Origin of the sequence: Bacillus sp. XT-4 (assembly GCF_050864245.1) — a bacterium.
GTDB classification, from domain to species: domain Bacteria; phylum Bacillota; class Bacilli; order Bacillales; family Bacillaceae; genus Bacillus; species Bacillus altitudinis.
The window spans coordinates 19,659-43,864 of the sequence record NZ_JBPAFI010000004.1 but is presented as its reverse complement, the minus strand read 5'-3'; the positions used below and the strand labels follow the sequence as shown (position 1 = coordinate 43,864).

Here is a 24,206-nt window from a genome sequence, read left to right as displayed (position 1 = left end):
CTTTTTAATCATATCGCTTCCGCAGCGTGGAAGACGGAAGGTTCATTTGTTCACGATATTTGGCAATGGTTCTGCGAGAGACACGGATACCAAAGGTTTGCTGAAGCTGCGTCATGATTTGCTGATCCGAATACGGTTTTTTCTTATTTTCTGATTGAATCAGCTCTGCAATGTGCGTCTTCACTGTGTAGCTGGATGCTTCTTCGAGAGAATGCCCTTCTAGTTTCGCTTGGAAAAACTGTTTCATTTCCATTAATCCGTATGGGGTCTGCACCATTTTCCCTTTGACTGTTCGACTCACTGTCGACTCATGCACTTGTAATATATCTGCAACCCGCTTCATCGTAAGCGGTTTCATTTTATGCTTCCCGGTCAGGAAAAAATCAGTCTGTTGTAAGATAATCTCACGAACGACATTTGTCATCGTTTGTTTTCTCTGCTTCAGCGCTTGAACAAGCCAATTGTACTGCTGCTGCTTTTCCTTTAAATATGCATATGCTTCATGCCGCTTTTGATCTTGAATCATGGCGAAATACCCTTCATTCATTTCAATGTCTGGAAAAGCACGCTGGTTCAGCTCGAATGTGATGTGACCTCCCGCAGCTGTAATCAACACATCTGGTTCTATATACACATCCTCTTCTTCATAAGAGAAATGAAGGCCTGGTCTTGGTTCGAGAAGCGACACCTCATCTTGTATGGCTTGCAGGGTTTTCAAAGGTATACCTGTTTTTGCCGCGATTTCCTTCCAAGCCTTCCTTGCGAAAAGAAAGAAATGCCCTTCGATGATCAGCTCTGCTTCATACCAGCGATCCTTTTTTCGTCTAAGCTGGAGCAGGATACATTCTTGCAATGATCTAGCGCCAATACCGGCAGGCTCTAATGATTGAAGCTGATGAAGAACAGCTTCTACTTCTTCTGCCGAAGCCTGTAAAACAGCGGCCATTTGGTCAACCGGTTCATTTAAATAGCCATTGGAATCAATGGACTCAATCATGAAGTGAAAAATCCTTTGATTCTTTTCACTTAAATTCAAATCAATGGCCTGTCTCTTTAAATACATTTGCAGGCTTTCTTTTTGATGCGTACGATACGGCTCTGTCATTCGATCTTGCGTTCTTTTATGATAAACTGGTTGATAGCTGTCCGTGTCTTTCCGCTCAATCAGAGGGTTCTCAAGCGCTAACTGATCAAGATACTCACCCAGCTCTGCACAATTCAGTTGCAGCAGCGTAATCGCCTGCCTGAGTTCTTGTGTGAGTACCTGCTTTAATACTAGTTCTTGTTGCAGTTTAAGGCTCATTGTCTCCCCTCCCTCTCATCATTTTACATGAAGATTGACGGACCGTATATACGAAATAGGAGTGATGTTCATGTCTGAACTTTTTTCCGTTCCATACTTTATTGATAACTTAAAACAGCACATTGCCATGAATCAACATGAAGACAAGATTCATGCCATGAACGCTTATTATCGTTCAGTGGTTTCTACACTTGTGCAGGACCAATTGACGAAAAATGCTGTTGTCTTGAAGCGAATTCAGCATCTCGATGAAGCGTACCAAAAGGTGAAAAAAGAAAGCGAATAAATGGACGAAAAACAACACCCTTTCTCATGATTGCAAAGGGTGTTTTTCATGCAGGAAAAGCTTTTGATCCAGCTTCGATTTGTACATCATCAAAAAGCCAGACCGTCCTACAGTATAAATGATAAAGGCAAACCATAGTCCGTGATTGTGCCATATCGGAATGACTGCCGCCTGAACAGCCACAAACAAAATCATCGCAAACAGCATTGAATTCCTAACAGGAGCAATTTCTGTCGCACCTGTGAATACACCATAAATCACCAAACCAAAGCAAGCAGCAAACGGATAAAGAACGAGCCAATCGGCATATTGCAGTGTCACATCAAGAAGCTGAGGCAAATTTGTAAACAGGCTCAAAATCGGTACTTTAAAGAAAAAGTAAGCTGCCGCAATGACACATGCCATCACAACTGCCCATTGTCTCGAAAGGGTTAAAGTTTTATCATAAAGCGCTCGGTCGTTCGCCCCTACTGATTTACCGACAAGAATACTGGATGCATTGGCAAATCCATCGAACAAATAGGCCATGATGTAGTGAATTTGAAATAAAATGGCATTCGCTGCCAATTGCTCCGTTCCGAAAGACGCTCCCTTTGCTGTAAACATGTTGATCACAACAAGCAGACAGATCGTTCGGATAAACAAGTCTTTATTCACATGAAACATTTTCTTTACTGCACGTGTGTCCATCACCTGCTGAAGAGACGGCATCCGAAAACCGTTTGACGTATGCTTCAAGATAATCCAGGCCCCTAACACAAAAGCAGTGAGTTCAGAGATCAATGTCGCCGCTGCCACACCTTTGACGGCAAAAGAAAACGCATGAACTAAGATCAATGCCAAGATCATATTCATGACATTGATCAAAATTTGTAAAGAAAGGGCTTCTTTCATTTTTGCCATCCCCATCAGCCAGCCGAGTATGACGTAATTCATCAAGGTAAATGGCGCTCCCCAGATCCGAATATGAAAATAGTCCGCTGCATATTCGTGCACATCAGCAGCAGGAGAGATGATCCATAATGCGGATTGAATAATGGGCCATTGAAGAGCAATAAAACAAAGTCCGACGATAATAGCCAGCAAAAAAGGCCTTAGAAAAGCAAGAACACCCTGCTCCTTATTCTGCGCTCCGTTTGCTTGGGCAGCAAAAGCAGATGTACTTACCCGTAAAAAGCCAAACAGCCAGTACAATGTACTAAAAATGAGACTGCCGACTGCGACGCCCCCTATATAAGCGGGATTGGCAAGCTGTCCAACAACTGCTGTATCGACAGCACCGAGTAATGGCGTGGTCATCGTTGAAATGGTTAAAGGGATCGCCAAAGCTAAATATGCTCGATGGTTCATCGATGCCACCTGCCTTTCATGAAAAATAGCCTCTCCTAAAAGAGGCATTGAGGGAATGAAAAAGTTAACGAAGCGGCCTACCAATCGTTCGGGACAAAGGGTGACTGGCGAGCGTTGCCTCCTTCATTTTCAGCACAGCTTCGTGCTCTGATATAAAGAAATCATCCTTCGATTGAAACTGAGCCACAAGCTCACCCTGATCAAGAATCGCTAATTGATCACTTAAATGATAGGCCGCTGTCAAATCATGTGTGATAAATAAGTATGCAAGCTTCAGCTCTTTCTTTAATTCGACTAACAAATCTAAAATGACTGCCTGCGTAACCATATCTAAGCTACTGACTGATTCATCCAGCACAATGAGCTTTGGCTGAAGCACCAGTGCTCTGGCGATGTTGATCCGCTGTAGCTGGCCGCCGCTAAATTGGTATGGGTACTTGGACAAATCCTGCTCACTGAGCCCCACTCTTTCTAACCAGTGAATCAGTATATGCTGACGTTTTTTTCGGGTCATTGGTTCATAGTTTTCAAGCGGCTCAGATAGAATTTGTTCCACTGTCCATCTTGGATTCACTGCTGAATATGAATCTTGAAATACCGCTTGTACATGCCGGCGGAAATGCTGATGTGTCCGCTGATCTGCACGAATGATATCCTGACCTTCAAACAGGACTTGTCCGCTACTTGGCTTCTCTAGTCCAAGGATGATGCGGCCGAGTGTACTTTTCCCTGCACCACTTTGACCTAATAATCCAAAACAAGTGCCTTCTTCAATGGTCAAATGGACGTTTTTCAGGACAGGGGTTCTCCCTTTTGTCCTCATCAGAAACGATCGGCTGCCATATGAATGACTCACTGCTTTCAATTCTATTAAATGCAACGGTCTTCTCACCTCAAATCGGGCAAACAGCTGGAATGGATGGACGAGCTGCTAAAAGTTTCTTTGTATAATCATGCTTCGGGTGTTCAAAAAGCTCAAGAACTTCAGCCTTTTCAACGATTTTTCCTTGTTTCATCACCACGACCTGGTCTGCCATTTCCGCAATCACACTAAGATCGTGGGTAATGAGCAAAATCGCCGTTCCGTATTCATGACGAATTTGATTCAAGTGCTCAAGCACCAGCTTCTGATTGTGTACATCTAATGCGGTTGTCGGTTCATCTGCGATGATCAGAGGCGGATGCATACAGGCAGCCATAGCAATCATGACACGCTGGAGCATCCCCCCGCTTAATTCAAAAGGGTACTTACTCAGTAATTGATCTGGATGCGGCAGGTTCATTTTCTCTAAGGCTTCAATTGCCTGGACCCGAGCCTTCCTTTTACTGACAGATGTATGCCGGCGGATTGTTTCAATCAATTGATGTCCAATTGTCCATACAGGCGTAAAGCTATTCATCGGATTTTGCATAATATATGAGAGATCTTTGCCACGAATAGACCGCATATGCTGTTCACTCAAACCGATCAATTCTCGACCTTGTAGAGTGATACTGCCAGTCACTTCCGTTGTTTTTCGATCAAGCATGTTTAAGATCGACATACTTGTCACCGTTTTTCCGCATCCACTCTCACCAATTAATCCAACAATTTGACCGCGCTTTACCTCAAATGCTATTTCCTGAACGAGAGAAATGGTTCCTTGCGGCGTTTTCGTATGCACATGCAGGTTCTCTATATTTAAAATAGACTCTTCCAACTGACTCATTCCTTTACACACGACGTTTGATGCCATATTTCTCTGAAAGGGCTTCTCCCAGTAAGTTGAATAGAATGACCACAGCCATAATCACAAGGCCCGGATAAAGCATCAGCTGAGGATTTGTTTGAATATAAGATTTTCCTTCATGGATCATCGCTCCCCATTCAGGCGTAGGGGGCTGAACCCCTAAGCCTAGAAAAGACATGGCTGAAATGTCCATAATCGCCCAGCCCATTTCAAGTGTGCCCACAACCGCAAGTGGCGGCAGTACATTCGGAATCATATGCTTTCTCATGATATTCCAATGGGAAGTACCGCTAATCTTCGCAGCTGCAATAAAGTTTTGTTCTTTTAAACTAAGGACCATCCCTCGAAAGACGCGGGCGTAATACACCCACTGCACAAGCATCAAAGCCAGCACAACTTGAGAAAGCCCTGGTCCAAAAATACCGACTAATCCGAGGATCAGTACCAAATTTGGAAATGCCATGACCCCGTCGCACAATCTCATCAATACGTGATCGATCCAGCCGCCTTTATATCCAGAAATCAGCCCTACGATTAAACCGATAGATAGAGAGGAAACAAAGATTAACAACGCACAGCCTAGTGAAATACGAGCACCATATAGAATACGAGATAAATTGCATCTTCCCAATTGGTCGGTGCCTAGAGGATACTCCCATGAAGAGCCCTTTAGCTTCATTGCAAGATTGACAGCCGCTGGGTCATGCGGAGCGATCCATGGTGCACATATCGTCACAATGAGCAGGAGACCGAGCAGCACCACACAGATCGAGATCATCTTTTGATGATAGAAAAGATGTTTTACTTTTGTCATCATGGCTGGCGGCCTTCCTTTCTAGAAATACGGGGGTCAATGAGCAGCTGAAGGAGATCAACCATCAAGCTGCTTAAGATAAAGATACACGCCGCCATCAACACATAAAATTGAATGACCGGCAGATCCCGGTTAAAGATCGCTTCAATAAAAAATCGTCCAAATCCAGGCCATGAAAAAACAGCCTCTACAATAATGGTCCCTGTGAGCAGCTTGCCAAGATTCACGCCAAGTCCTGTCAGCATCGGTGATATCGCCATTCTGAAGACATGTTTGAACATAATCGATTGTTCCTTTAACCCTCTCATTCTCGCATATTGAACAAAAGGCTCGTGAAGCGTCTCACTCACACTCGCTCGCAATAATCTCGTATACATCGCAATTAACGGCACAGCCAGTGTAATGGATGGCAGTACAAGATGTTCCCATGTACCAACACCTTCAACAGGTAAAAGATCGAGTTTCACTGAAAAAAAGAAGATGAGCAAATACCCCAAAACAAAGGTCGGGATAGATGCTCCTAGGAAGGAAATCAACCGGCTCACATGATCTACAACGCCATTTTTTCTCACCCCGCTGAAAAAGCCCAGTGGAATACTGACACAAATTGCGATCAGCAGACTAGTGAACGCCAATTGAATCGTCGCAGGTATTCGATAGATCACCTCATCAAGCACAGGCTGATTGGTCATATACGACCGCCCAAAATCAAGACGGACGACTTTTTCAATCGTATGAAGGTACTGCATGTAAAAAGGTTCATCTAAACCAAATTCACTTCGTTTTTGGGCTAATACCTCATCAGTAGGCTGAATATGAGCCGCTGCTAAATATGCCTCCGCTGGATCAACTGGTGACAGATGGATCATGCCAGTTGTGAACAGTGTGGCTAGTAGAAATACAGGAATGATAGATAACATTCGTTTGATGATATAGCGGCTCATTTGCTTACCTTCCTTCTGTTACTTCAGCTTGATGCCTGTGAAAGGGTGTTCATCTCGATTCGCAGGGAAATCAAAGTCCTTCACATCTTTTTGATAAACAGCTGTCTTTTTAAAATAAGAGATTGGCACAATCGCCCCTTGATCTTGCAAGGAAGATAAGACGGACGAATAAAGTGCTTTGCGTTTGTTTTCATTTGTTGTCGATGGAATCTCCGTCATTTCTTTGATCAGCTTATCTTTATTCGGATACGCTGAGATCGCCTCTTTGAATCCAAAACCATCTGATGAGACAACGTTCATAAATGTATGCGGATCATACGGCGCTCCGTAATTGCTAAAGAAGTTCATATCAAATTTGTTCGCTTTAAACCGCTGAACCTGCGTCGCCAGCTCGACACCTTCAAGTTTGACGCCAACGCCAATGGCTGCCCATTCTGCCTGCAGTGTTTCAGCCATTGTTTTTTGAATCGATTCTGCTGAGTCATACATCATACTAAACTCAAGCGTTTTTCCGTCTTTTTCGCGTATGGTTTTTCCTTTTGGAAGCGTCCAGCCCGCTTCATCCAGTAAAGCCTTCGCTTTGTCCACATCATACTGGAAAGATTTCACCCGGATGCCTGACGTATATGGCATGTTTGTCGGCAAGATGTGATCTGCTACATCCTCTAAGCCAGAGGTCACACCTTCCACCAATGATGTTTTATTGATCGCATACTGAAGGGCGTGACGCACTTTCTCATCTGACAGCTGATCGACTTTTGTGTTCATGACAAGCTGTCTTGTGGCTACAGGCTCTGACATCTTCGTTTCATACTTGCCGCTCGCCTCTAGTTGTTTAAAAGCATCAAGGCTAATCGTTCCTTCTCCGTAAAGTAGATCTACATCGCCTTTTTCAAATGCCATCACTCTTGTTTCGGCATCTGGAATGACCTTCACTTTGATTTCTTTGACCTTTGGTTTCTCTCCCCAGTAGTGGTCATTTCGTTCAAAAATCGCGTAATCATCTTTTTTGTACGTCTTTAATACCCAAGGACCTGTTCCCACTGGTTTTTCGATTCCTTTTGATGTATCTCCGTTTTTCGGAAAACCTGCTTCTCCTAGGAAACGAACGGGGCGCACAACAGCTAACTCTTGAACAGTTGGATAATAAGGCTCAGTTAATGTGAGTTTAAACGTTTGCTTGTCCACTGCTTCTGTCTTTTTGATTTTCTTTATGACACCTAACCAGCTATGTACTTCTTTGTTTTTTAAAATCGTATCAAAATTCTTTTTCACAATGTTCGCATTAAATTTAGATCCATCTGAGAACGTGACATTGTCTCTAAGATGGAACGTATACACCTTGCCATCCTTTGAAACATCCCATGATTTTGCTAATTCAGGTTTAAGCTTTCCATTTTTTTGATAGCTCACCAATGGTTCGTAAATCATGGATTGGGCAAACAATTGTGATGGATTGTATATGTGTGGATTCATTTCGCCAATATCTCTTGGCCATGCCATGGTGATCATATCAGGATGATCCTTGTCTCCACCTGCTCCATTATTTGCTTGAGAACAGCCTACTAGTAAGAAGATCAGTAGGATAGGTAATATTGTATTTATTTTAATTTTCGGAAAATTACTCCAAATAGACATAAGTTGCTCCTCCTAATTGATGCTGATAATCATTTTCATTTTAAGGAGGAAGGACTCTGTTGTCAATATCATATTTGAAACGAAATGACAATATATATTCCTTATTATTCCACAAATTAAGGGATTTGTTAAAAAGAGAGGCAGGCTGCTGATGAACGAGCAGCCTATGAGGAGGGTAATGCTTTCTTTTGCAGGGCGTTGTACAGTGTATCAATGACAAGCTCCTGTTCCGCGTCTGTCATGCTTGTACCAGATGGCAGGCAAAGACCTGTCTCAAATAACAACTCAGATGCAGGGACTTCATCGGCTGTTGTATAAAAAGGATAACCATGAAAGAGCGGCTGCTGGTGCAGCGGCTTCCATACACGCCTTGCTTCGATCTGCTTTTGTTCTAAAGCATCTATCATCTCTACTGGAGACATCTGTGCATGATGATCAATGGTGAATGTGGTCAGCCAGCGGTTTGATGTGGTTTCTTGATATTCTGGCATAAATTGAAGGGCTTCAATATCGGCTAAAGCATCTTGATAACGCTCGAAAATGCGGCGTTTTTGCTGAACACGCTCCTCTAACACTTCCATTTGTGCAATTCCTACACCTGCGAGCAGGTTGCTCATCCGATAGTTATATCCCCCCTCTTGATGTTCATAGTGTAGGGCATGTTCTCTTGCCTGTGACGCGAGAAATCGGCATCGGTCGATCGCTGCTTCATCATCACTGACAAGCATTCCGCCTCCTGATGTTGTAATGATTTTATTTCCGTTAAAAGAGTAAACACCGAACCTGCCCATTGAACCGCTTTTTCTTCCTTTATATATACTGCCTAACGATTCAGCCGCATCTTCAATGATTGGCACATCATATGCCTCACACACTGCTATGATTTCATCCATTTTCGCACTTTGTCCGTATAAATGAACGACAATAACTGCACGGGGTCTTTTCCCAAGTCGTTTTGTTTCAGCAAAGGCTTTCTCTAACGCCAGCGGACACATATTCCAAGTCTCTTTTTCTGAATCAATAAAAACAGGCGTCGCTTGTTCATATAAAATAGGATTTGCACTGGCAACAAATGTGAGAGTGGAACAAAAGACCATATCTCCCTTTTGAACGCCAAGGAGTTTTAAGGCAAGGTGAATGGCTGCTGTTCCTGAAGATAATGCCGCTCCTCTCTTCACCCCTGCATAATCCGCGACCACTTGCTCAAATTCATTTACAAGCGGTCCTAATGGTGCAATCCAATTGCTCTTAAATGCCTCCTCTATTTTCATCTGTTCTTTTCCACTCATATGAGGAGGAGATAAGTAGATTCGTTTCCTGTCTCTCATGATTTCCCACCTTCTCTTCGATCTTTGATCTCAATTGCAGGAACGCCTACGGCGACTTTCTGATCATGTATATCTCGGGTCACTGCCGCTCCTGCGCCGATCACTGCCCAGCTTCCAATGGTTCTGCCAGGTATGACAGCAGCCCCAGCTCCAATATGAGCACCCTCTCGCACAGAGACACAGCCGGTGAGCACGGCTCCCGGGGATAGGTGCGTAAAGGATTCGAGAAAGCAATCATGCTCCACGATAGAACCGGTGTTGATAATGGCATGCTCACCAATTACTGCATCTGCTTGCACAACAGCCCTTGCCATCACAACCGTTCCCCGGCCAATCTTCGTTGACGAGCTCACAACTGCCTCTGGATGAATCAGTGTGGCAAATGCCCTCTCTTCAAATGCGAGACGTTCTTTGACCCTCTGTCTGATTTCGTTTTGCCCAATGGCAATCAGCCATTGCATATCAGGTATTTCACATCTTACCTTTTGACTCATAGAAACCGGACCATACAGAATACCGGTTTGAGTGTCAGCTTCCTCAAATCGATCGTCTAATACCGCACACAATGAGTAATCAGGATGCAAAAAAATCAACTCCTGAATGACCTTGCTGTGTCCGCCAGCCCCTATTAAGCCAATGGGTTGCTCTTTACGTATCGGTTCCTTTGAATTTTTCAGCTGTTGCATGATTTGGCTGCTGCACCCCTTCTGTTTTGATGACTTTCAGTAAGGTCATCCATAAGATTTTCATATCGAGCCAAAACGATTGATGCTCTACATACCAGAGGTCATAGGTGAATTTCTCCTCCCAAGAGAGAGTATTTCTCCCATTCACCTGGGCCCATCCAGTGATACCAGGCTTCACAAGATGACGCTTCGCTTGCTCCTCTGTGTACATTTGTAAATACTCCATTAAAAGCGGTCTTGGGCCAACGAGACTGATTTCCCCTTTGAGTACATTGACAAGCTGCGGCAATTCATCAAGACTGAGCTTACGAATAAAGGTGCCGGTTTTTGTTAATCGAAGATGGTCTGGAAGCAGTACGCCATGTTCATCGCGTTCCTCGGTCATCGTCCGAAATTTATAAAGCATAAACGGCTGTCCGTACAGACCAGGCCGCTCTTGTCGAAACACCACAGGAGCTCCGATTTTCCACCTAATGAGTCCATAGATGAGAAGGAAAAGAGGACTCCCTGCGATGAGCAGTGTCAGTGCCACGACCACATCTATTATTCTTTTCATCATTGCTTCTCCTTTCCACACTAGCGGGAGACAGCTCGTTCAATAGCAGCTTGTTTCACCTTACGCATGAGCTGTATCTGCTCTTGTTTTGTTCCTGCAAATTGATACAAATAGCCTAAGTAGAGAACGAAACATATTCCGCCTATACAAAATAGCTCCCACCATCTCGTCACATCATACACAGCCTGAATGCCGGCACAGATCCCCCATATGAATAGAGCCCCAAACAGCGGAACGACTGTATGTTTGTAAAAGATGGTACTTTTCTGTTTCGTGATCTTGGCTGTATACAATGGGAGAAAAACGATATTTTTCATCAATAAAACAACGGCCCCTGCTGATGCAATGCCATATAACCCAAGCTGAAGTAGGTGAGTCAGTCCATAGGCTAACAGGACATTGGAACCGCCTAATATGAGTGTCACAACCGCCGGCACTTTAAATCGGTTAAAGGCAGTCGGTACATAGGTCAGCGGTAAAAACATCAACGTGAAACACAAATAAGCCGCATGAATCATCAGCAGCCATTTCAGTTCCTCAAAGGCTGGTCCAAGCCATAACAGCATGAGTGGACCGGCAAGACCTCCTAACAGAGCTGCGGGGAATGCCACAAATAAACCACTCCATTTCATGGCATTGGCGGCGTATTGAATGAGCCCCTGCTCGTCTTGGTTTGAATATAATTTTGTGATCGTTGGCGCAAACACAACCGCAAGTGTCCCTGCAAGGGTGCGCAATAATAATGGAAATTGTAAAATGGCGGCATACTGTCCAGTCGCTTCTGCCCCAATCAGTAAGTTGGTCATCAATAAATCGATTTGTAAAAACAACAAAATGCCCATTTGCTCAAATGAATGCCACACCCCTGATCGAACCAGCGTGAGACTTGAAGATAAAGAAACGTACCGCCACTTAAACGAAAACCAAGGAATGAGTTTCTTAAAATAATAGAGACCCATTCCCAAAGCGGCGAGACTCCCCATAATGGCTGCAAGTGGAATATGCCAAATAGCTGGTGTCGTCACGGTAAATAACAGCACAATCACAAGCGCCCTGCCAAACATCTGAATGGCCTGTCCAACACTCGATACATATAATTTGTTCGCATAAAACGGTGCCGCCCCAATACCAGACATGACGAAATTGAGCATAAATAAAAGACCCCCTAACACAAAGGCGATCTGTGTATCTTTTGCAAGATGAGCAGGCACATGGAGCCAATCAACCAGCTGCTGAGACATGAATAGACAAAGTAAAAAAAGACAGATGGATAAAAAAAGAGAACTGACAAAATAGGAAGCGAGATAGCGCTGCGCTTGTTCCATCTCTCCTTTATGAGCCGCAACAGAAAAAAAACGCACCACTACAGCACTTAATGAAGCCGTAATGACCGATAAATAATTGATCATATTTTGCGTCAGATGAATCAGACCAAACGCTTCCACTCCAAGTGTATGAACAATGTAAGGCGTTAAACAAACAGACATCAGCATCATCAAGATAAACGTCATCACATTTGCACTGACATTGTAAAGAAACGCACGGTTCATGGTGATTTCACGCAGTGTTTAAGGGCCTTCATCCAACTTCCTCTCCCTTTTGTCCGCTTGTTTTCATATGCTGATGAATGGCCTTTTTCACCGCTTCCTCCGTTGGTTCCTTCAAAAGGGTCATAAACGGCAAGTGCGCTACCCATTCATATCCTTCCATGACTTTATGATCAAACGACCTGATGACAACACACGGTGTATGTGTGATCGCACAAAAGATCATGCCATGCAGTCGATCTGTCACGACGACTTGTGCCTGTCTCAACTGCGTCCATAACGTGGATAATTCCTCTAAACGAGTCGTTCGATTCACTCGCTTCCCAATGGTCGTTGTGATAAAACCAACTTGAGCATACGTTTCTTTGATATGCTCCTGCAGTTGTTCTCGTTTCTCTTTCGTGAGATATGCCTCCTTATCCTCACGCAGACAAAGCAGCACACCTTCACGGGTTTGACTCTTTGATGTTTCGTCTAATGTCAGGACCATATCAGGCTGTTTCCACACCTCTTTATTAGGAAAATGCTTCTTCATCCATTGATAGGTGGTTTGATCTCTTGCCATCATGAGAAGCCTCGGGTGTTGCTGATATGCTTGAATAGCGCGGCGTTCTTCTCTTTTCCCTCTCTTTGTTTCTGTAAAATGAGCAGTAGCGGGCAGCTGAATGACGGGATAGGACTTAAAGGCGTTCATGATAAATTGTCTTGTCCATTCTTCATATCGATATAAATCGCCCATATTGCCCCCGCCGATGATACAGACAATGTCCTCTGGGTGCCGCGCGTGCTTCAGCGGACGTGCTAGACGATACATCTCCTGCATGTCTACTTCTATGATTTGATAGTCTGGAAAGTGCTTTTGTAAAAAACAGCAGCTGGCATAGGCAATCGCGTGATCACCTAAGTTGTCATGTGCCGGCAGCAGCGTGAGAATGATTTTCTTCTGATGACGCAGCTCTGGCAGTCTTTGGCGGCTCAACCTATATTGGAGCGGATACTTGACCTTTAAGAGCAGCCACTCTGCGGCATGTGCTTTTAATTGCTGCAATGTCACAATCATCACCCCGATTTTCTCGTTTGATATTCAATCCATTTTTGATAGCTTGAAGCTGCGACAGAGAGCGGATACACCCACTGCAGCCTAGCAAGGAATAAGATCATTCGCTTGCGCACAGTCAGCTTCGATGGTTCCACTTGTTTCACAGCCTTCTGAAAAGCTTCATGTGTCACCATTTCACGCATATGACAAAGCTTTTTTTGAAAGGACAGGGAATTTTGGCTCTTCCATTCATTGAGCATACAATGCAGCGTATGATTCACGATAAAAAAATAAAAAGCCTTCTCATATGGTGTCAGCTCATCATGCTCTTTTAAAAACAAACGCTGCGCGTCATAAAACGCCAGTCCATGCTGAAAATACTGCTTTTGATATCGCTGGACAATGGATGACAAATGAACCCGGTAATAATAAAGCGGCTCATGAACAAAGGAAATGACACGTGATAAAGAAAAACAGCGCAGCGTGACATATTGATCTTCAATATTCTCAAGCTCACCTCTCAACGGAAAACGGATATGATGCTTTTCGATAAATGCCCGCCGATACAGCTTATTCCATGAGAATCCCGTGATCTCACCATGTAATAACGATTCTATTAAACTTGTCTTATCGGCTTCCTGCTGAGCTAACAGCGTCGTCGGTATGATCCGTTTTGACTGTTCAAACTGAATCCAATATTCACTGACAACAATATCGGCACCGGTATTTTCGGCTTCTTGATATAAAGCCTCACAGTATTGAGGAGCGAGAACATCGTCTGAATCAACAAAGGCAAGATACGTTCCTGTTGCTTCTTCTATGCCCCTGTTCCTCACCGCTCCCAGCCCTTGATTGGTTTGGTGAATCACCCGAAATCGCTCATCACGCGCAGCAAACGCTTCAAGGATGTCTCCACTGTGATCGGTAGATCCATCGTTAATGAGGATGACCTCTATATCTGAAAAGCTTTGGTCTGCAATCGATTGAAGACACTGCTCCACATATTGACTAGTGTTATAGACTGCGACCAATAGACTGATAGCTGGCATGACAGCAAGCCCCACCTTTCTTCAAATCTACTTTGTAAAAATTGTTCGGTACGGTAAAACAGAAGAATCAAACGGCATCAGCATGATGCTGTACAAAATATAGCAAACCGCAATTCCGATATACATAAAGAAATTGGTTCGCTGATCAAAAATCCGTGTGAAATAAGGCAGTAAAATGAGCTGATACAGACCAAAGTAAATATGAAATCTTGCATAAATGACATCCTTCGTTGCAAGGATGCCAAACAAAAAACCAAGCAAACAAAAATTCACAATATAATCACTCTCTGGCGTCAGCTCACGAAGTCGTTTTCGACAAAAGAACGCAAGCAATAACGGCAAAATCAAGACACCAATTTTCGTCACATTCATTCCATTCGTATTCGTTGTCAGCCACTCCTCGTAATGACCATAAGAACTCCCTTGCAGCATCACCACAAACACGGAGACAAAGCGGTCATACAGAGCGGTTAAGCCTAGAAAAATCATACATAACACAAGCATCATCCAAGACCATGCCTTTGTTCTGACGATGAAATAGACTGGAATCATAATGAGTGCCGAGGAATGAAACAGCGCGCATACAAGCACGAGCGGAAAATACCATTTCCACTGACCTTTGATGACAAAATGGATGGCATAAAAAAGAATCGCTGCCACCATATACTGCCGCATGCCATTAAACGAAGCGTAATAATGAAATGTGCCGAGAAATAGTAGCATACTAAGCTCAAATGGCCGTCCATATCGCACAAGTGTTTTAATAATAAAAAAATAGGTGATGATCCCAACTGTGATATACATGATTTGCGGCTCATGTGACAGTTGATTGAGCATCCACAAGATCAATGTAAAGCCCGGATCAGTGGCGGCCTTGTCTACACCGAATCCGAAAATATGCCAAGGCTTGTCATAGTTGACGGAGAACTCATACATTTGTCCATAGGTTACGAAATCAGTTCCTACTTTGTAACGTATGCCCGCCACAATACAAAGAAATAAAAATGGAAAAAACACCAGAAGCTTGTTCGGCCGCCAGCCGCTTTGTATGGTATCATCACGTCTGCCATAAAATGCAGCAAAGCTCGACCATAAATAGACCATGATCATGTTCACCAAATAAACCGCCATCTGCCAATCCTTCCTTACAATCCATACACATTCATCACACGGGTGATGTTCTGTTTCACATCAAATCCTCTAAGGCCAAGCTGAGAAATAATCGTCTCCTGAAGAGGAGGGTCTGCATGGTAGGCTTCTAGTATGGCTTTCATCCACTCATGTGCTGAATCTTGCAAGGATTTCCTTTTCACAAGCCCACAGCCTAAATCGACTTCCTTTGTGATATGATCTGAAATCACACATGGGAGTCCAGATGCCTGCGCTTCCACTAATACGAGCGGAAGACCTTCAAACAAAGACGGCATCACAAACACATCAAATGCTTTCATATACTGCGGAACCTCTGAGACAACGCCCGTAAACACAATGTCTTCCATTAATCCTGCTTTCACTGCATACGATTCAACCACTGGCCGGAGCGGCCCATCTCCTATGAGAACTAGCTGAAAGGAGACCCCTTGTTTTTTCAGTGTCTGCGCTAATTCGATGAAAAAAACATGGTTTTTCTGCTCATGAAATCGGCCAATATGTCCAATGATCAGTTTTCTCTCGTGAAGATGGAGGTCTTTTTTCATCTTCACCTTCGCTTCTGGCTCCAACTGAAAAAAAAGATTCAAATCAATCCCATTTGGCAAAATGTCCACTCGTCCATCGTGCATTCTTTTTTGTCCAAATAAAAAGACACCGGCATCTTCACCGCATGCAACAAGCTTCGTAGAAAAGGCAAAGATCAGCTGACGAAATCCTTTGAGCATCAAATGATCCACCCGGCTAGGAGACTGTTTCCAAGCCGTATTATGTGAATGGCAAATGCGTATCTTCACACCTGCCAGTTTCGCAGCAAGGGCAGAAAAGCCCGTTTGAAAATCTGTATGTGCATGCACCGCCTGATAAGGTCCCGTTTGCTTAATCGTCTTCGTCAACGTTTTGACAAACGTCCATGGAGAGGACGCTCCAATACTTGGGACATAAAAAATCCGCCCGCCAAGCTGACGAATTTCCTCATCGTAATCACAGACATCCTCTCGGTGGGTAATGAAATCAAATTGAAGAACATTTCGGTCGATTGCACGATAGATGTTCATGATCATCGTTTCTGCACCGCCTCTGTTCATTCCGCCCACAACATGAAGTACACGCTTTGGCTCACTCATCCCGAATCGTCCTCCTTTTCACCATAGATCCTCCAAGTTTCCGCTGATGATAAAACCTCATGATCTTTGATGACATACAGGCACGGATGACCGGCTTAAGCGCAAAGAGATAATCAAACGGCGACAATTTTAATTGCTTGCATGCTTTTAACACAAGCCAGGCATTGTCCATTGAGTATCGGAATTTCCGGCGCTGAAAGGCCGCTTCATCCTCCCTTACAAGGTATAAGGGCTCTTGCAGATTAAAGCCTTTTCTCCCCGCAGCAAAAAAACGAATCCAAAGATCGATATCTTCCATCCGTCTGGTTGTTTTGACAGAACGATAGCCATTTAAAGCCTTGTAGGCAGACGCTCTCATCATAATCGTCCCATGACAAAAAGGCGTTCCTCTTGCTAGCACCCTTCGATCAGGCTCTGAGACAAGTGCTCGAACGCCCTTCGTCCCTGACTCATCAAACACCGTCATCGCCGTACCAACTACATCATATTCCGGATGTGCATCAAGGAAACGAACCTGTTTTTCTAATCGTGTAGACACCGATATATCGTCGCCATCCTGTCTTGCAATCAGTTCTCCATTCGTTTCAGTGAGACAACGATTTAAACTGGCGGCAAGTCTTTGATTGTGTTCATTTCGGATGAGGCGAATTCTATCGGGTTCACGCATGGTATAGTGCAGCACTTTTTCATAGGTGCCATCTGTTGATGCATCATCACATATGATGAGCTCCCAGTTTTCATAGGTTTGACGGAGAATCGATTCAATGCTTTCTTCTACTGTTTCTTGGCAATTGTAAACACCCATGATAATCGATACTTTCGGCTGACGCATGCTCACATCACCTTCTCTTTTTGATCCATATACGTTGTGTAAATTTCCTCCATAGCACTTACCGTCTGCTCCTGTGCAAATGCGTGAGCCATAGAACGTCCCGCTTTCCCCATTAGGTGAAGCTGGTCCTTTTTATGATAGAGCTGCTGTAAATAAACGGCTAAACCATTCACATCATGCGGTTTGACTAAAAAGCCGTTCACTCCATGTTTGACGAGCTCACAATGCCCTCTATTTTCTGTTGCAATCACCGGCTTTTCAGCAGACATCGCTTCAAGAAGATTCATCCCAAGTCCTTCTCTCAAGCTGGTTGATACACATACATCGCTCAGATGCATCCACTCTTCGATGTGTTTGCAAAATCCCGCAAACTGTACATGTTCCTCAAGATTCAGCTGACAGACCAGCTTTTCATAGGACGACCGACTTGTCCCTTCTCCAGCAAATACAATTTTCACATGTGGTATATTCCGATACACCTGCGCGCAAGCTTTTATGAGCATTCCTTGATTTTTATTGTCATTTAATTCACCCGCACACAGCACGATAAAATCTTGCGTGGTAAAACCATATGCTTTGCGAAGGCGGTCTTTTTCTGTGTCATCAACTGGTGCAAATCGCTTCATATCGACACCCATACCGGGAACATAATGCACAGCCGCCTTCTCTTTTGACAGACGATCGGCTCTTTCATAGTCTTCTCCATTAATGGTGATGAGTGCATCTGTATATTGAACGAGCCATCTCTCAACTGGATAATAAAGCAGCCAATTTTGAAGCGGTGCCCCCTTCCAAAAGTGAAAGCCATGCGCTGTGTAAAGAACTTTCGTCCCTTTTTTGCGTGTTGTTTTCGCCGCTAGCCTGCCAATGACACTCCCCATCGGTGTGTGACAATGGATGAACTGATAATGCTCTTTTTCTAACAGCTTTTTCAGCTCCACATAAGCAAGCCGATTTTGCAAATGAAAAGGAGAACGCTGAATCGGAATGGAATGCGCTTGATCCACATACGGCAGCTCCAGCTGGCCATTTGCCGCTGTATGCACTTCCCATCCTTGTTCCTGAAACCACCTGAAATACGGGAGATGGAACGCCTTAAAATGATAATCAACCGTTGCGCAAAACAAGACTTTTTTCTTCATTGGCAAGTGGCTCCTCCTCTCGTTCCATCGGTTCAGGCAATACATCATGCGACTCAATGGCGGCAAACAAGGCCTGTCTTAATTGATCGTCACTCATCATGTTAAATTCGTGAATAAAGCGGTTCAGCACATACGGATCTCCATCCAAGGCATGCCCGATATGGATTTTCGGAAAAATTTGCTCCTGTGCTTTTTCATGCTGGTTGAGTAACTCCTCGTACATTTTCTCTCCGGGACGAATCCCCGTAAATGTGATGGGAATCTGGTCTGTGGTGTAGCCTGAGAGGTGAATGAGGTTTTCTGCGAGGTCGACAATTTTGACTGGCTCCCCCATATCTAAAACAAAAATCTGCCTTCCTTCTGCTAGTGCACCAGCTTGAATAACAAGCCTTGATGCTTCTGGTATCGTCATAAAATATCTTGTCATGGCTGGGTGCGTGACAGTCACTGGCCCACCTTTTTCAATTTGTTTTTTAAAGATTGGAATGACGCTCCCCCTGCTTCCGAGTACATTCCCAAACCGGACGGCGACAAATTTCGTTTCACTGCTTGCCCCCATTTGCATAATCACCATTTCAGCAAACCGCTTTGTCGCTCCCATCACATTGGCAGGATTGACCGCTTTGTCAGATGAGATGAGGACAAATGTTTCAACTCCGTGCTCATGTGCAGCTTCTGCCACATTTTTTGTCCCGATAATATTGTTTTTCACCGCTTCTTTCGGGCTAATTTCCATGAGCGGGACATGTTTATGCGCGGCGGCATGATAAATCATATCCGGCTGAAAATGACCAACGATTTCACTCATTTTTTGTTTATCTTGAATATCCGCAATTTGTGGATATAGGCTAATGCTATCTCCATACAATTCTTTCAGCTCTAGTAAAATAGAATGAATGCTAAATTCTCCATGTCCCACAAGCACAATCGCCCGAGGGGCAAATACACAAATTTGACGACAGATTTCTGACCCGATAGACCCGCCAGCTCCTGTCACCATAATCGTTTTTCCTTTTAGGTGAACGGATAGACGGCTTGTATCTAATTGAATCGGCTCTCTTCCAAGCAAATCCTCTGGCTGTACATCCCGCAATTGATTCAGCGCATGGGTTCCTTTTAAAATCTGTTCCATTTCCGGCATAATCTGTGTTTTGATTCCAGTCGCTACACATTCCTTATACAGTCCTTTTAATGTGTGACTGCTTTTGGATGGAATGGCGATAATGATTTTTTGAATATCCATCATCGCAACAGCCGTTTGAATATGTTCTTTTCCCCCAAGAACAGGCAGCCCCATAATTTCAAGCTTATGCTTTGTTTTGTCATCATCAATGAAAGCGACCGGCTCAATATGTACATCACTCGACTGCTGAAGCTGACGAACGATAATGGTCCCGGCTGATCCAGCGCCAATGATTAGTGCCCGCTCCTTTTCAACTTGATACCGCTTCGCACCATCATGAAACAGCCTGGATGCCATACGAGATGCACCGATGAATAACACATGGAAAAGCCAGACAATAAATAAAAAGCGAAATGGCCATGTCTGCACAAAAATGTACAGCATCGTCATGGAAAATAAAAATGAACACGCAAAGGTCTTCATTAAAGAAAATAGCTCTCTAACCCCTGTATAGGCCCATACTTGCTTGTACACGTGAAAAATATACGAGAACAAATGGTGCCCGATCAGTAGACTGAGCGAAGAAATGACGAGCATTTCAAATGTATATACGGTTAACGCTGCCTCTTGAACAAATTGAAAGCCAAAAAAGACGGCTACTAAAATGAGATATGAATCTAGTGCCACGATGATTGATAATCTTTGGGCGTAAGTCAACGCTCCTCCCCCTTTTTAAAGCATCACTATTCTTACATAAAATGGGCATCAAACCCGTCCTCACATCCCACTACCGATGACGAGCATCTAAGGCATATGTCATGCCCACAGCAGGATCGAGTGCCTCCGTTGTTAAAGATTAGGAGACATCACCTATCAATCTCTTTAATACATATAGTGCCTTCCCTTTTTCACTTTCTTGCCATTTAGCATCGCCCCAAGCAGTTTCCCTGTCGTCCCCTCTAATACTTCTTTTGATTTCTTCACAGCGGCAATCTTCGTTTTACCGCTTAACACCACAAGAATGCTTCCATCCGTTCGGTTCGCTAATATTTTTGCATCGGCTACAGGCAGAAGCGGTGTGGAATCCACAATCACCATGTCATACTGCTGCTCAATCTCGTAAAATAGCTGCTTCATCACAGAGGAGGAAAGCAGCTCAGCGGGATTTGGCGGAATGGTCCCACTCGGAAGCAGCTCTAAATGCTCAATCGGAGTAGGCAAAATGGCTTCCTCCAAACTGCAATTATTTAATAGCACATTGGTCAATCCGGTGTGCGGGCTTAGATCAAAATATTCATGAATGGCTGGTTTACGTAAATCAGCATCCATGAGCAAAACCCGTTTTTTCTGCTGTGCAAAAACAGCTGCCAAGTTTGCAGCCGTAAATGATTTTCCTTCCTTCGGCAAGGAGGATGTAACCAATATCGACTTCAGCCTCGTTTGAATCGACGTGAATTCGATGTTCGTTCGGATCGTTCGGAATTGTTCCGCAATGACAGAGTGAGGATTTAATACAGAAATGCAGGATAAATCTCTTTTTTCTCGTTTTTTCCTCTTAAAAATCAATGTTCTGTCCTCCCGTTATGACGGACTGCTTGTCTTTTTTTGCCCTCCTGTCTGCATGCATCTGATAGACACTGCCGAGCGACGGCAATCCGATCTCTTCTCTTATTTGATGTGTTCGTTTCACCGTATCATCGAGTAAATTCATTAAGAAAATGAGTGTCATTCCCCCTAATACAGAGGCGCCTAGTGCCAGAACGATGTGAACGAATTTACGTGAGTTCATCAGTATCGTGTTGGACAGCTTGGCTTCAGACAAAACATTAATGCGATCCATATTCATGGTTTTTTTGATTTCTTCTTGCAGCACCTCTGTGGCTGTATTCGCAATGGCTACTGCCTTCGCGCGGTCCTCATCTTGTACAGAAATATTTATGACCTCTGACTCATTTTCTGTACTTGTGGCAATTTTGTGTTTTAATCCTTCAGCCGATTCTGTAAGATTGAGTGTTTCTTTTACTTTTTCAATAACGATTGGACTTTTTAATAGGACTTGAAAGGTACGTGTATATTGAAGGTTCATCTGAATATCGTTTAAATTCGCTTGTGCATCACTGCTTCGTTTATGAACAAGAATTTGAGTGGTTGCCTGATATACAGGAGTCGAGACATAGAACTGATAGTAGGCTGAAATGCCCGTTACGATCAGGACAATCAGGATCAGAAGGGCCATTTTCTCTTTTATGACAGAAAACAGCTGCTTAAAACCTATATTCTCATTCATAGATACCTCCCGATTTCATCATAAAAAGGTTATATATGGTTTCTTTTTGTTAATGATTGGATTATAAAAGATAATACCCGCAAAGAAAAATGTCATAATAGGTCTTATAGTTCTTTTTAAAGAACGAAATCGTTCGTTTTCTTTTGTTTACTTCCTGTTTCTTACGTTTTTGAATTTTATAAAGAACAATTTATTTCTTATAATGAACGAAAAGGTCGCAGAACGATTCGCCGGGGAGAAGGGAGATCATATATCGAATGATAGGAAAGGTGATACGCATTTACCGAAAGAGGAAAGGATACTCAATTCAGCAGTTGGCTGAAGATGCCCATGTTTCTAAATCGTATTTGAGTAAAATTGAGCGTGGTGTCCATCGTAATCCATCTGTCCAGTTTTTAAAAAAGGTATCCTCATCACTAGACATTGATTTACAAGAGCTGTTTGATGCAGAAACGATGATGTTTCATTACGCTGAGGGCGGTGAACAGGAGTGGCGGGATCATATCGTTCATGCCGTCCAATCCGGCATGCCTAAAGAAGAACTGTATCAGCTGCTCCAAACCTACAGAAAGGAGCAGGAAGGAAAGACATTGCATGTCCATCATAGAAAGCTGACCGACTCAAATATGTCAGAATGGAAGCGTCTCATGAGTGAAGCAAAGGCCATTGGCTTAACCATCGAGGAAGTGAAAGCGTTTCTTACCAATATGGGAGAACACCGGGCGTAAGCCACTGAGATCAAACCAATTTGCGGGGAGAGGCGCTTGTCGCTTCGATGAAATAGAGCCTTTTTATATGAAAAGGCTCTGTTCAGTTTATGGACAAAGGGCTAAAATGAACTTTATTTTAGCTCTTTGTCTTCTTTTCAGCGTGATAGCAGTCTAGGAAGGACAGCTACTTTTGCGGAGCGAATTTGACATTCGTGAGTACCCGCGCAGGACTGACACCGAATGCGAGGGTTTCTCTACACGCTGAGAGCCTTTTTGCATGAAAAGGCTCTGTTTTCTATTATTCTTCTTTTTTCGTTCGTGCTTTTTTCGTAATATCATTGTTCTTCCAATAGGCCCATAGTGATGTGATGCCAAGAAAAGCTAACGTAATGAATTGCTGCACACCTTCTTCATCAATTGGAATTGGGCTTTTTCCTGCAGCGGTGAGAGCGCTGTTCACAAGTGCCAATAAAAGCAGCACAAGCCTCGCAATAGTGCCTGCACTAATTTTTTGAACCTTCAACTGTAACCCCTCCCCTTATCCTTTCATACCGATACTGCTCGTTCCCTCTCATATGTATGCAAAAAGCGAATGAATAGAAGAATGAATCAAAAAAAGAGACATCATTCCTAGATGCGGAATGATGCCTTGTTTTATGTGCTGATTATTTAGAGAACATCTTTTTTGCTTCATCCATTGCCATTTTGTTGCCTAAAGCTGAATAATCTAGCCATGGCTGATCGGCAATCGGATATACTTGGTTTTTCTTCACAGCTTTTAGGCCTTTCCAAATCGGCGTCTGCTCTAACTGTTTGAATGCCTGCTGCGCCTTATCATCACGGTTCACGACGACAAAAATAGCATCTGCATCAAAGTCAGGAAGCACTTCTTGAGAAATGACTTCAAATGGACGTTTGCTGTCCAGTTTTTTCACACCATCTACAGGTGTCAGTCCTAAATCATCGTATAAAATTGGCCCCATCGGACGTTTCATACTAAATACTCGAAGCTCTTTTGCTGTTACACGAATTGCCATCACTTTTCCATTTCCAATCTTTTTCTGGATGAGTGATTTGACTTCTTTTGCTTCTTGATTGTAGTCCTTAATATATTGATCGGCTTCTTTTTCTTTATTGACGAGCTTGCCGATTTTTTTCAAATGATCACGCCATGTGCCATCATTTAAATTAAACACTTCGGTTTTGGCAATTTTTTTGTATTTTGATAAGTCTTGTCCAGCTAGTTCTTCATCGACGTAAATGACATCTGGTTTTAAAGCAAGCAATGACTCCATATCAGGATCTGCTGCAATGCCCAGCTTTTTCGTCTGGCTGAGCTGCTTCTTCGCATGTGGAAGGAAATCTTTTAAGTCTCCCCCTACAACAGAGCCAGCAGGTTTTATACCGAGTGCTAATAAATCATTTGTTAAATGAATCGACAAGGACGCAATCTTAGGTGTTCCGTTTTCATCTTGATTTGTTGTCTTCTTTGTTTCCTGTTGACCACAAGCGGCCAGAATCAAGAAACAGAGCGTTAAACCAAACACAAGTACTTTTTTCATGATG

General features: G+C 43.5%; 24 protein-coding genes. 2 read left to right on the top strand and 22 right to left on the bottom strand.

Annotated elements, in window-relative coordinates; all coding sequences use genetic code 11:
• Positions 1-4: 4 nt before the first annotated feature.
• Positions 5-1,303, bottom strand: coding sequence for an RNA polymerase factor sigma-54 (rpoN, locus tag ACRRMM_RS12320; RefSeq protein ID WP_148779726.1), 1,299 nt, complete (start codon positions 1,301-1,303; stop codon positions 5-7).
• A 70-nt stretch (positions 1,304-1,373) separates the two neighbouring features.
• Between rpoN and yvfG the strand changes: the two genes are divergently transcribed.
• Positions 1,374-1,589 (top strand): protein YvfG, encoded by a 216-nt coding sequence (gene yvfG / locus ACRRMM_RS12315; protein ID WP_017359206.1) that lies wholly within the window; start codon positions 1,374-1,376, stop codon positions 1,587-1,589.
• A 24-nt stretch (positions 1,590-1,613) separates the two neighbouring features.
• On the opposite strand, the gene ACRRMM_RS12310 is transcribed toward yvfG, so the two are convergent.
• The 19 genes from ACRRMM_RS12310 to ACRRMM_RS12220 all read right to left on the bottom strand — a co-directional run bounded on the left by ACRRMM_RS12310 (position 1,614) and on the right by ACRRMM_RS12220 (position 21,930).
• Entirely contained in the window at positions 1,614-2,939 is a 1,326-nt protein-coding gene (locus ACRRMM_RS12310) for an MATE family efflux transporter (RefSeq protein ID WP_428828617.1), read from the bottom strand.
• A 64-nt stretch (positions 2,940-3,003) separates the two neighbouring features.
• Entirely contained in the window at positions 3,004-3,819 is an 816-nt protein-coding gene (locus ACRRMM_RS12305) for an ABC transporter ATP-binding protein (protein WP_428828618.1), read from the bottom strand.
• Positions 3,820-3,832: 13 nt separating this feature from the next.
• A complete protein-coding gene (nikD, locus tag ACRRMM_RS12300) occupies positions 3,833-4,648 on the bottom strand; it encodes a nickel import ATP-binding protein NikD (RefSeq protein ID WP_197025605.1) in 816 nt (271 codons plus the stop codon).
• A 4-nt stretch (positions 4,649-4,652) separates the two neighbouring features.
• Positions 4,653-5,486 (bottom strand): nickel ABC transporter permease subunit NikC, encoded by an 834-nt coding sequence (gene nikC / locus ACRRMM_RS12295; protein ID WP_035389442.1) that lies wholly within the window; start codon positions 5,484-5,486, stop codon positions 4,653-4,655.
• Entirely contained in the window at positions 5,483-6,427 is a 945-nt protein-coding gene (nikB, locus tag ACRRMM_RS12290) for a nickel ABC transporter permease subunit NikB (RefSeq protein ID WP_206114056.1), read from the bottom strand. The genes nikC and nikB overlap by 4 nt, the downstream gene beginning before the upstream one ends.
• 18 nt (positions 6,428-6,445) lie before the next feature.
• Positions 6,446-8,065, bottom strand: coding sequence for a nickel ABC transporter substrate-binding protein (nikA, locus tag ACRRMM_RS12285; protein ID WP_048002931.1), 1,620 nt, complete (start codon positions 8,063-8,065; stop codon positions 6,446-6,448).
• A 164-nt stretch (positions 8,066-8,229) separates the two neighbouring features.
• Positions 8,230-9,393, bottom strand: a complete 1,164-nt coding sequence (locus tag ACRRMM_RS12280; RefSeq protein WP_348936251.1) for a DegT/DnrJ/EryC1/StrS family aminotransferase — start codon at positions 9,391-9,393, stop codon at positions 8,230-8,232.
• A complete protein-coding gene (locus ACRRMM_RS12275; protein WP_428828619.1) occupies positions 9,390-10,079 on the bottom strand; it encodes an acetyltransferase in 690 nt (229 codons plus the stop codon). The genes ACRRMM_RS12280 and ACRRMM_RS12275 overlap by 4 nt, the downstream gene beginning before the upstream one ends.
• Positions 10,042-10,635, bottom strand: a complete 594-nt coding sequence (locus ACRRMM_RS12270) for a sugar transferase (RefSeq protein ID WP_050826619.1) — start codon at positions 10,633-10,635, stop codon at positions 10,042-10,044. Before ACRRMM_RS12270 ends, ACRRMM_RS12275 begins: the two co-directional genes overlap by 38 nt.
• 20 nt (positions 10,636-10,655) lie before the next feature.
• On the bottom strand, positions 10,656-12,185 hold the full coding sequence (locus ACRRMM_RS12265) for an MATE family efflux transporter (RefSeq protein ID WP_428828620.1): 1,530 nt from the start codon (positions 12,183-12,185) through the stop codon (positions 10,656-10,658).
• A 28-nt stretch (positions 12,186-12,213) separates the two neighbouring features.
• Positions 12,214-13,242: a polysaccharide pyruvyl transferase family protein gene (locus ACRRMM_RS12260; RefSeq protein ID WP_428828621.1), complete on the bottom strand. Its 1,029-nt coding sequence runs from the start codon at positions 13,240-13,242 to the stop codon at positions 12,214-12,216.
• Positions 13,242-14,270, bottom strand: a complete 1,029-nt coding sequence (locus ACRRMM_RS12255) for a glycosyltransferase family 2 protein (protein ID WP_428828622.1) — start codon at positions 14,268-14,270, stop codon at positions 13,242-13,244. Before ACRRMM_RS12255 ends, ACRRMM_RS12260 begins: the two co-directional genes overlap by 1 nt.
• 27 nt (positions 14,271-14,297) lie before the next feature.
• On the bottom strand, positions 14,298-15,401 hold the full coding sequence (locus tag ACRRMM_RS12250) for an EpsG family protein (protein WP_050826622.1): 1,104 nt from the start codon (positions 15,399-15,401) through the stop codon (positions 14,298-14,300).
• A 14-nt stretch (positions 15,402-15,415) separates the two neighbouring features.
• Positions 15,416-16,546 carry a glycosyltransferase family 1 protein gene (locus ACRRMM_RS12245; RefSeq protein ID WP_079920540.1) on the bottom strand — a complete coding sequence of 377 codons (1,131 nt, stop codon included), beginning with the start codon at positions 16,544-16,546 and terminating at the stop codon, positions 15,416-15,418.
• Complete coding sequence (locus tag ACRRMM_RS12240; RefSeq protein ID WP_428828623.1) at positions 16,539-17,378, bottom strand: glycosyltransferase family 2 protein; 840 nt, start codon at positions 17,376-17,378, stop codon at positions 16,539-16,541. Before ACRRMM_RS12240 ends, ACRRMM_RS12245 begins: the two co-directional genes overlap by 8 nt.
• 2 nt (positions 17,379-17,380) lie before the next feature.
• Entirely contained in the window at positions 17,381-18,520 is a 1,140-nt protein-coding gene (locus ACRRMM_RS12235; protein WP_060832672.1) for a glycosyltransferase family 4 protein, read from the bottom strand.
• Positions 18,486-20,360, bottom strand: a complete 1,875-nt coding sequence (locus ACRRMM_RS12230) for a polysaccharide biosynthesis protein (protein WP_216099154.1) — start codon at positions 20,358-20,360, stop codon at positions 18,486-18,488. The genes ACRRMM_RS12235 and ACRRMM_RS12230 overlap by 35 nt, the downstream gene beginning before the upstream one ends.
• A 165-nt stretch (positions 20,361-20,525) precedes the next feature.
• Positions 20,526-21,209 (bottom strand): CpsD/CapB family tyrosine-protein kinase, encoded by a 684-nt coding sequence (locus tag ACRRMM_RS12225; RefSeq protein ID WP_008347761.1) that lies wholly within the window; start codon positions 21,207-21,209, stop codon positions 20,526-20,528.
• The gene (locus ACRRMM_RS12220) at positions 21,199-21,930 is read right to left on the bottom strand and encodes a YveK family protein (protein WP_007500132.1); all 732 of its coding nucleotides are present in this window, start codon (positions 21,928-21,930) and stop codon (positions 21,199-21,201) included. The genes ACRRMM_RS12225 and ACRRMM_RS12220 overlap by 11 nt, the downstream gene beginning before the upstream one ends.
• 257 nt (positions 21,931-22,187) lie before the next feature.
• Here ACRRMM_RS12220 and slrR point away from each other — a divergent pair, with 257 nt between their 5' ends.
• Positions 22,188-22,658: an HTH-type transcriptional regulator SlrR gene (gene slrR, locus ACRRMM_RS12215; protein ID WP_007500131.1), complete on the top strand. Its 471-nt coding sequence runs from the start codon at positions 22,188-22,190 to the stop codon at positions 22,656-22,658.
• 280 nt (positions 22,659-22,938) lie between these two features.
• Here slrR and ACRRMM_RS12210 read toward each other — a convergent pair whose 3' ends face one another.
• Positions 22,939-23,163 (bottom strand): phage holin, encoded by a 225-nt coding sequence (locus ACRRMM_RS12210; RefSeq protein ID WP_008347764.1) that lies wholly within the window; start codon positions 23,161-23,163, stop codon positions 22,939-22,941.
• Positions 23,164-23,305: 142 nt separating this feature from the next.
• Positions 23,306-24,202 (bottom strand): iron-hydroxamate ABC transporter substrate-binding protein, encoded by an 897-nt coding sequence (locus ACRRMM_RS12205; protein ID WP_007500130.1) that lies wholly within the window; start codon positions 24,200-24,202, stop codon positions 23,306-23,308.
• Between the last annotated feature and the right edge of the window lie 4 nt (positions 24,203-24,206).

Bases quoted from the DNA above. Each gene is read 5' to 3' on its own strand.
- yvfG (WP_017359206.1), top strand. From the start codon at position 1,374: ATGTCTGAACTTTTTTCCGTTCCATACTTTATTGATAACTTAAAACAG.
- rpoN (WP_148779726.1), bottom strand. From the start codon at position 1,303: ATGAGCCTTAAACTGCAACAAGAACTAGTATTAAAGCAGGTACTCACA.
- slrR (WP_007500131.1), top strand. From the start codon at position 22,188: ATGATAGGAAAGGTGATACGCATTTACCGAAAGAGGAAAGGATACTCA.
- ACRRMM_RS12255 (WP_428828622.1), bottom strand. From the start codon at position 14,270: ATGCCAGCTATCAGTCTATTGGTCGCAGTCTATAACACTAGTCAATAT.
- nikA (WP_048002931.1), bottom strand. From the start codon at position 8,065: ATGTCTATTTGGAGTAATTTTCCGAAAATTAAAATAAATACAATATTA.
- nikB (WP_206114056.1), bottom strand. From the start codon at position 6,427: ATGAGCCGCTATATCATCAAACGAATGTTATCTATCATTCCTGTATTT.
- ACRRMM_RS12250 (WP_050826622.1), bottom strand. From the start codon at position 15,401: ATGGCGGTTTATTTGGTGAACATGATCATGGTCTATTTATGGTCGAGC.
- nikC (WP_035389442.1), bottom strand. From the start codon at position 5,486: ATGATGACAAAAGTAAAACATCTTTTCTATCATCAAAAGATGATCTCG.
- nikD (WP_197025605.1), bottom strand. From the start codon at position 4,648: ATGAGTCAGTTGGAAGAGTCTATTTTAAATATAGAGAACCTGCATGTG.
- ACRRMM_RS12275 (WP_428828619.1), bottom strand. From the start codon at position 10,079: ATGCAACAGCTGAAAAATTCAAAGGAACCGATACGTAAAGAGCAACCC.
- ACRRMM_RS12245 (WP_079920540.1), bottom strand. From the start codon at position 16,546: ATGAGTGAGCCAAAGCGTGTACTTCATGTTGTGGGCGGAATGAACAGA.
- ACRRMM_RS12265 (WP_428828620.1), bottom strand. From the start codon at position 12,185: ATGAACCGTGCGTTTCTTTACAATGTCAGTGCAAATGTGATGACGTTT.
- ACRRMM_RS12240 (WP_428828623.1), bottom strand. From the start codon at position 17,378: ATGCGTCAGCCGAAAGTATCGATTATCATGGGTGTTTACAATTGCCAA.
- ACRRMM_RS12260 (WP_428828621.1), bottom strand. From the start codon at position 13,242: ATGATTGTGACATTGCAGCAATTAAAAGCACATGCCGCAGAGTGGCTG.
- ACRRMM_RS12280 (WP_348936251.1), bottom strand. From the start codon at position 9,393: ATGAGAGACAGGAAACGAATCTACTTATCTCCTCCTCATATGAGTGGA.
- ACRRMM_RS12205 (WP_007500130.1), bottom strand. From the start codon at position 24,202: ATGAAAAAAGTACTTGTGTTTGGTTTAACGCTCTGTTTCTTGATTCTG.
- ACRRMM_RS12235 (WP_060832672.1), bottom strand. From the start codon at position 18,520: ATGAAGAAAAAAGTCTTGTTTTGCGCAACGGTTGATTATCATTTTAAG.
- ACRRMM_RS12220 (WP_007500132.1), bottom strand. From the start codon at position 21,930: ATGAATGAGAATATAGGTTTTAAGCAGCTGTTTTCTGTCATAAAAGAG.
- ACRRMM_RS12310 (WP_428828617.1), bottom strand. From the start codon at position 2,939: ATGAACCATCGAGCATATTTAGCTTTGGCGATCCCTTTAACCATTTCA.
- ACRRMM_RS12270 (WP_050826619.1), bottom strand. From the start codon at position 10,635: ATGAAAAGAATAATAGATGTGGTCGTGGCACTGACACTGCTCATCGCA.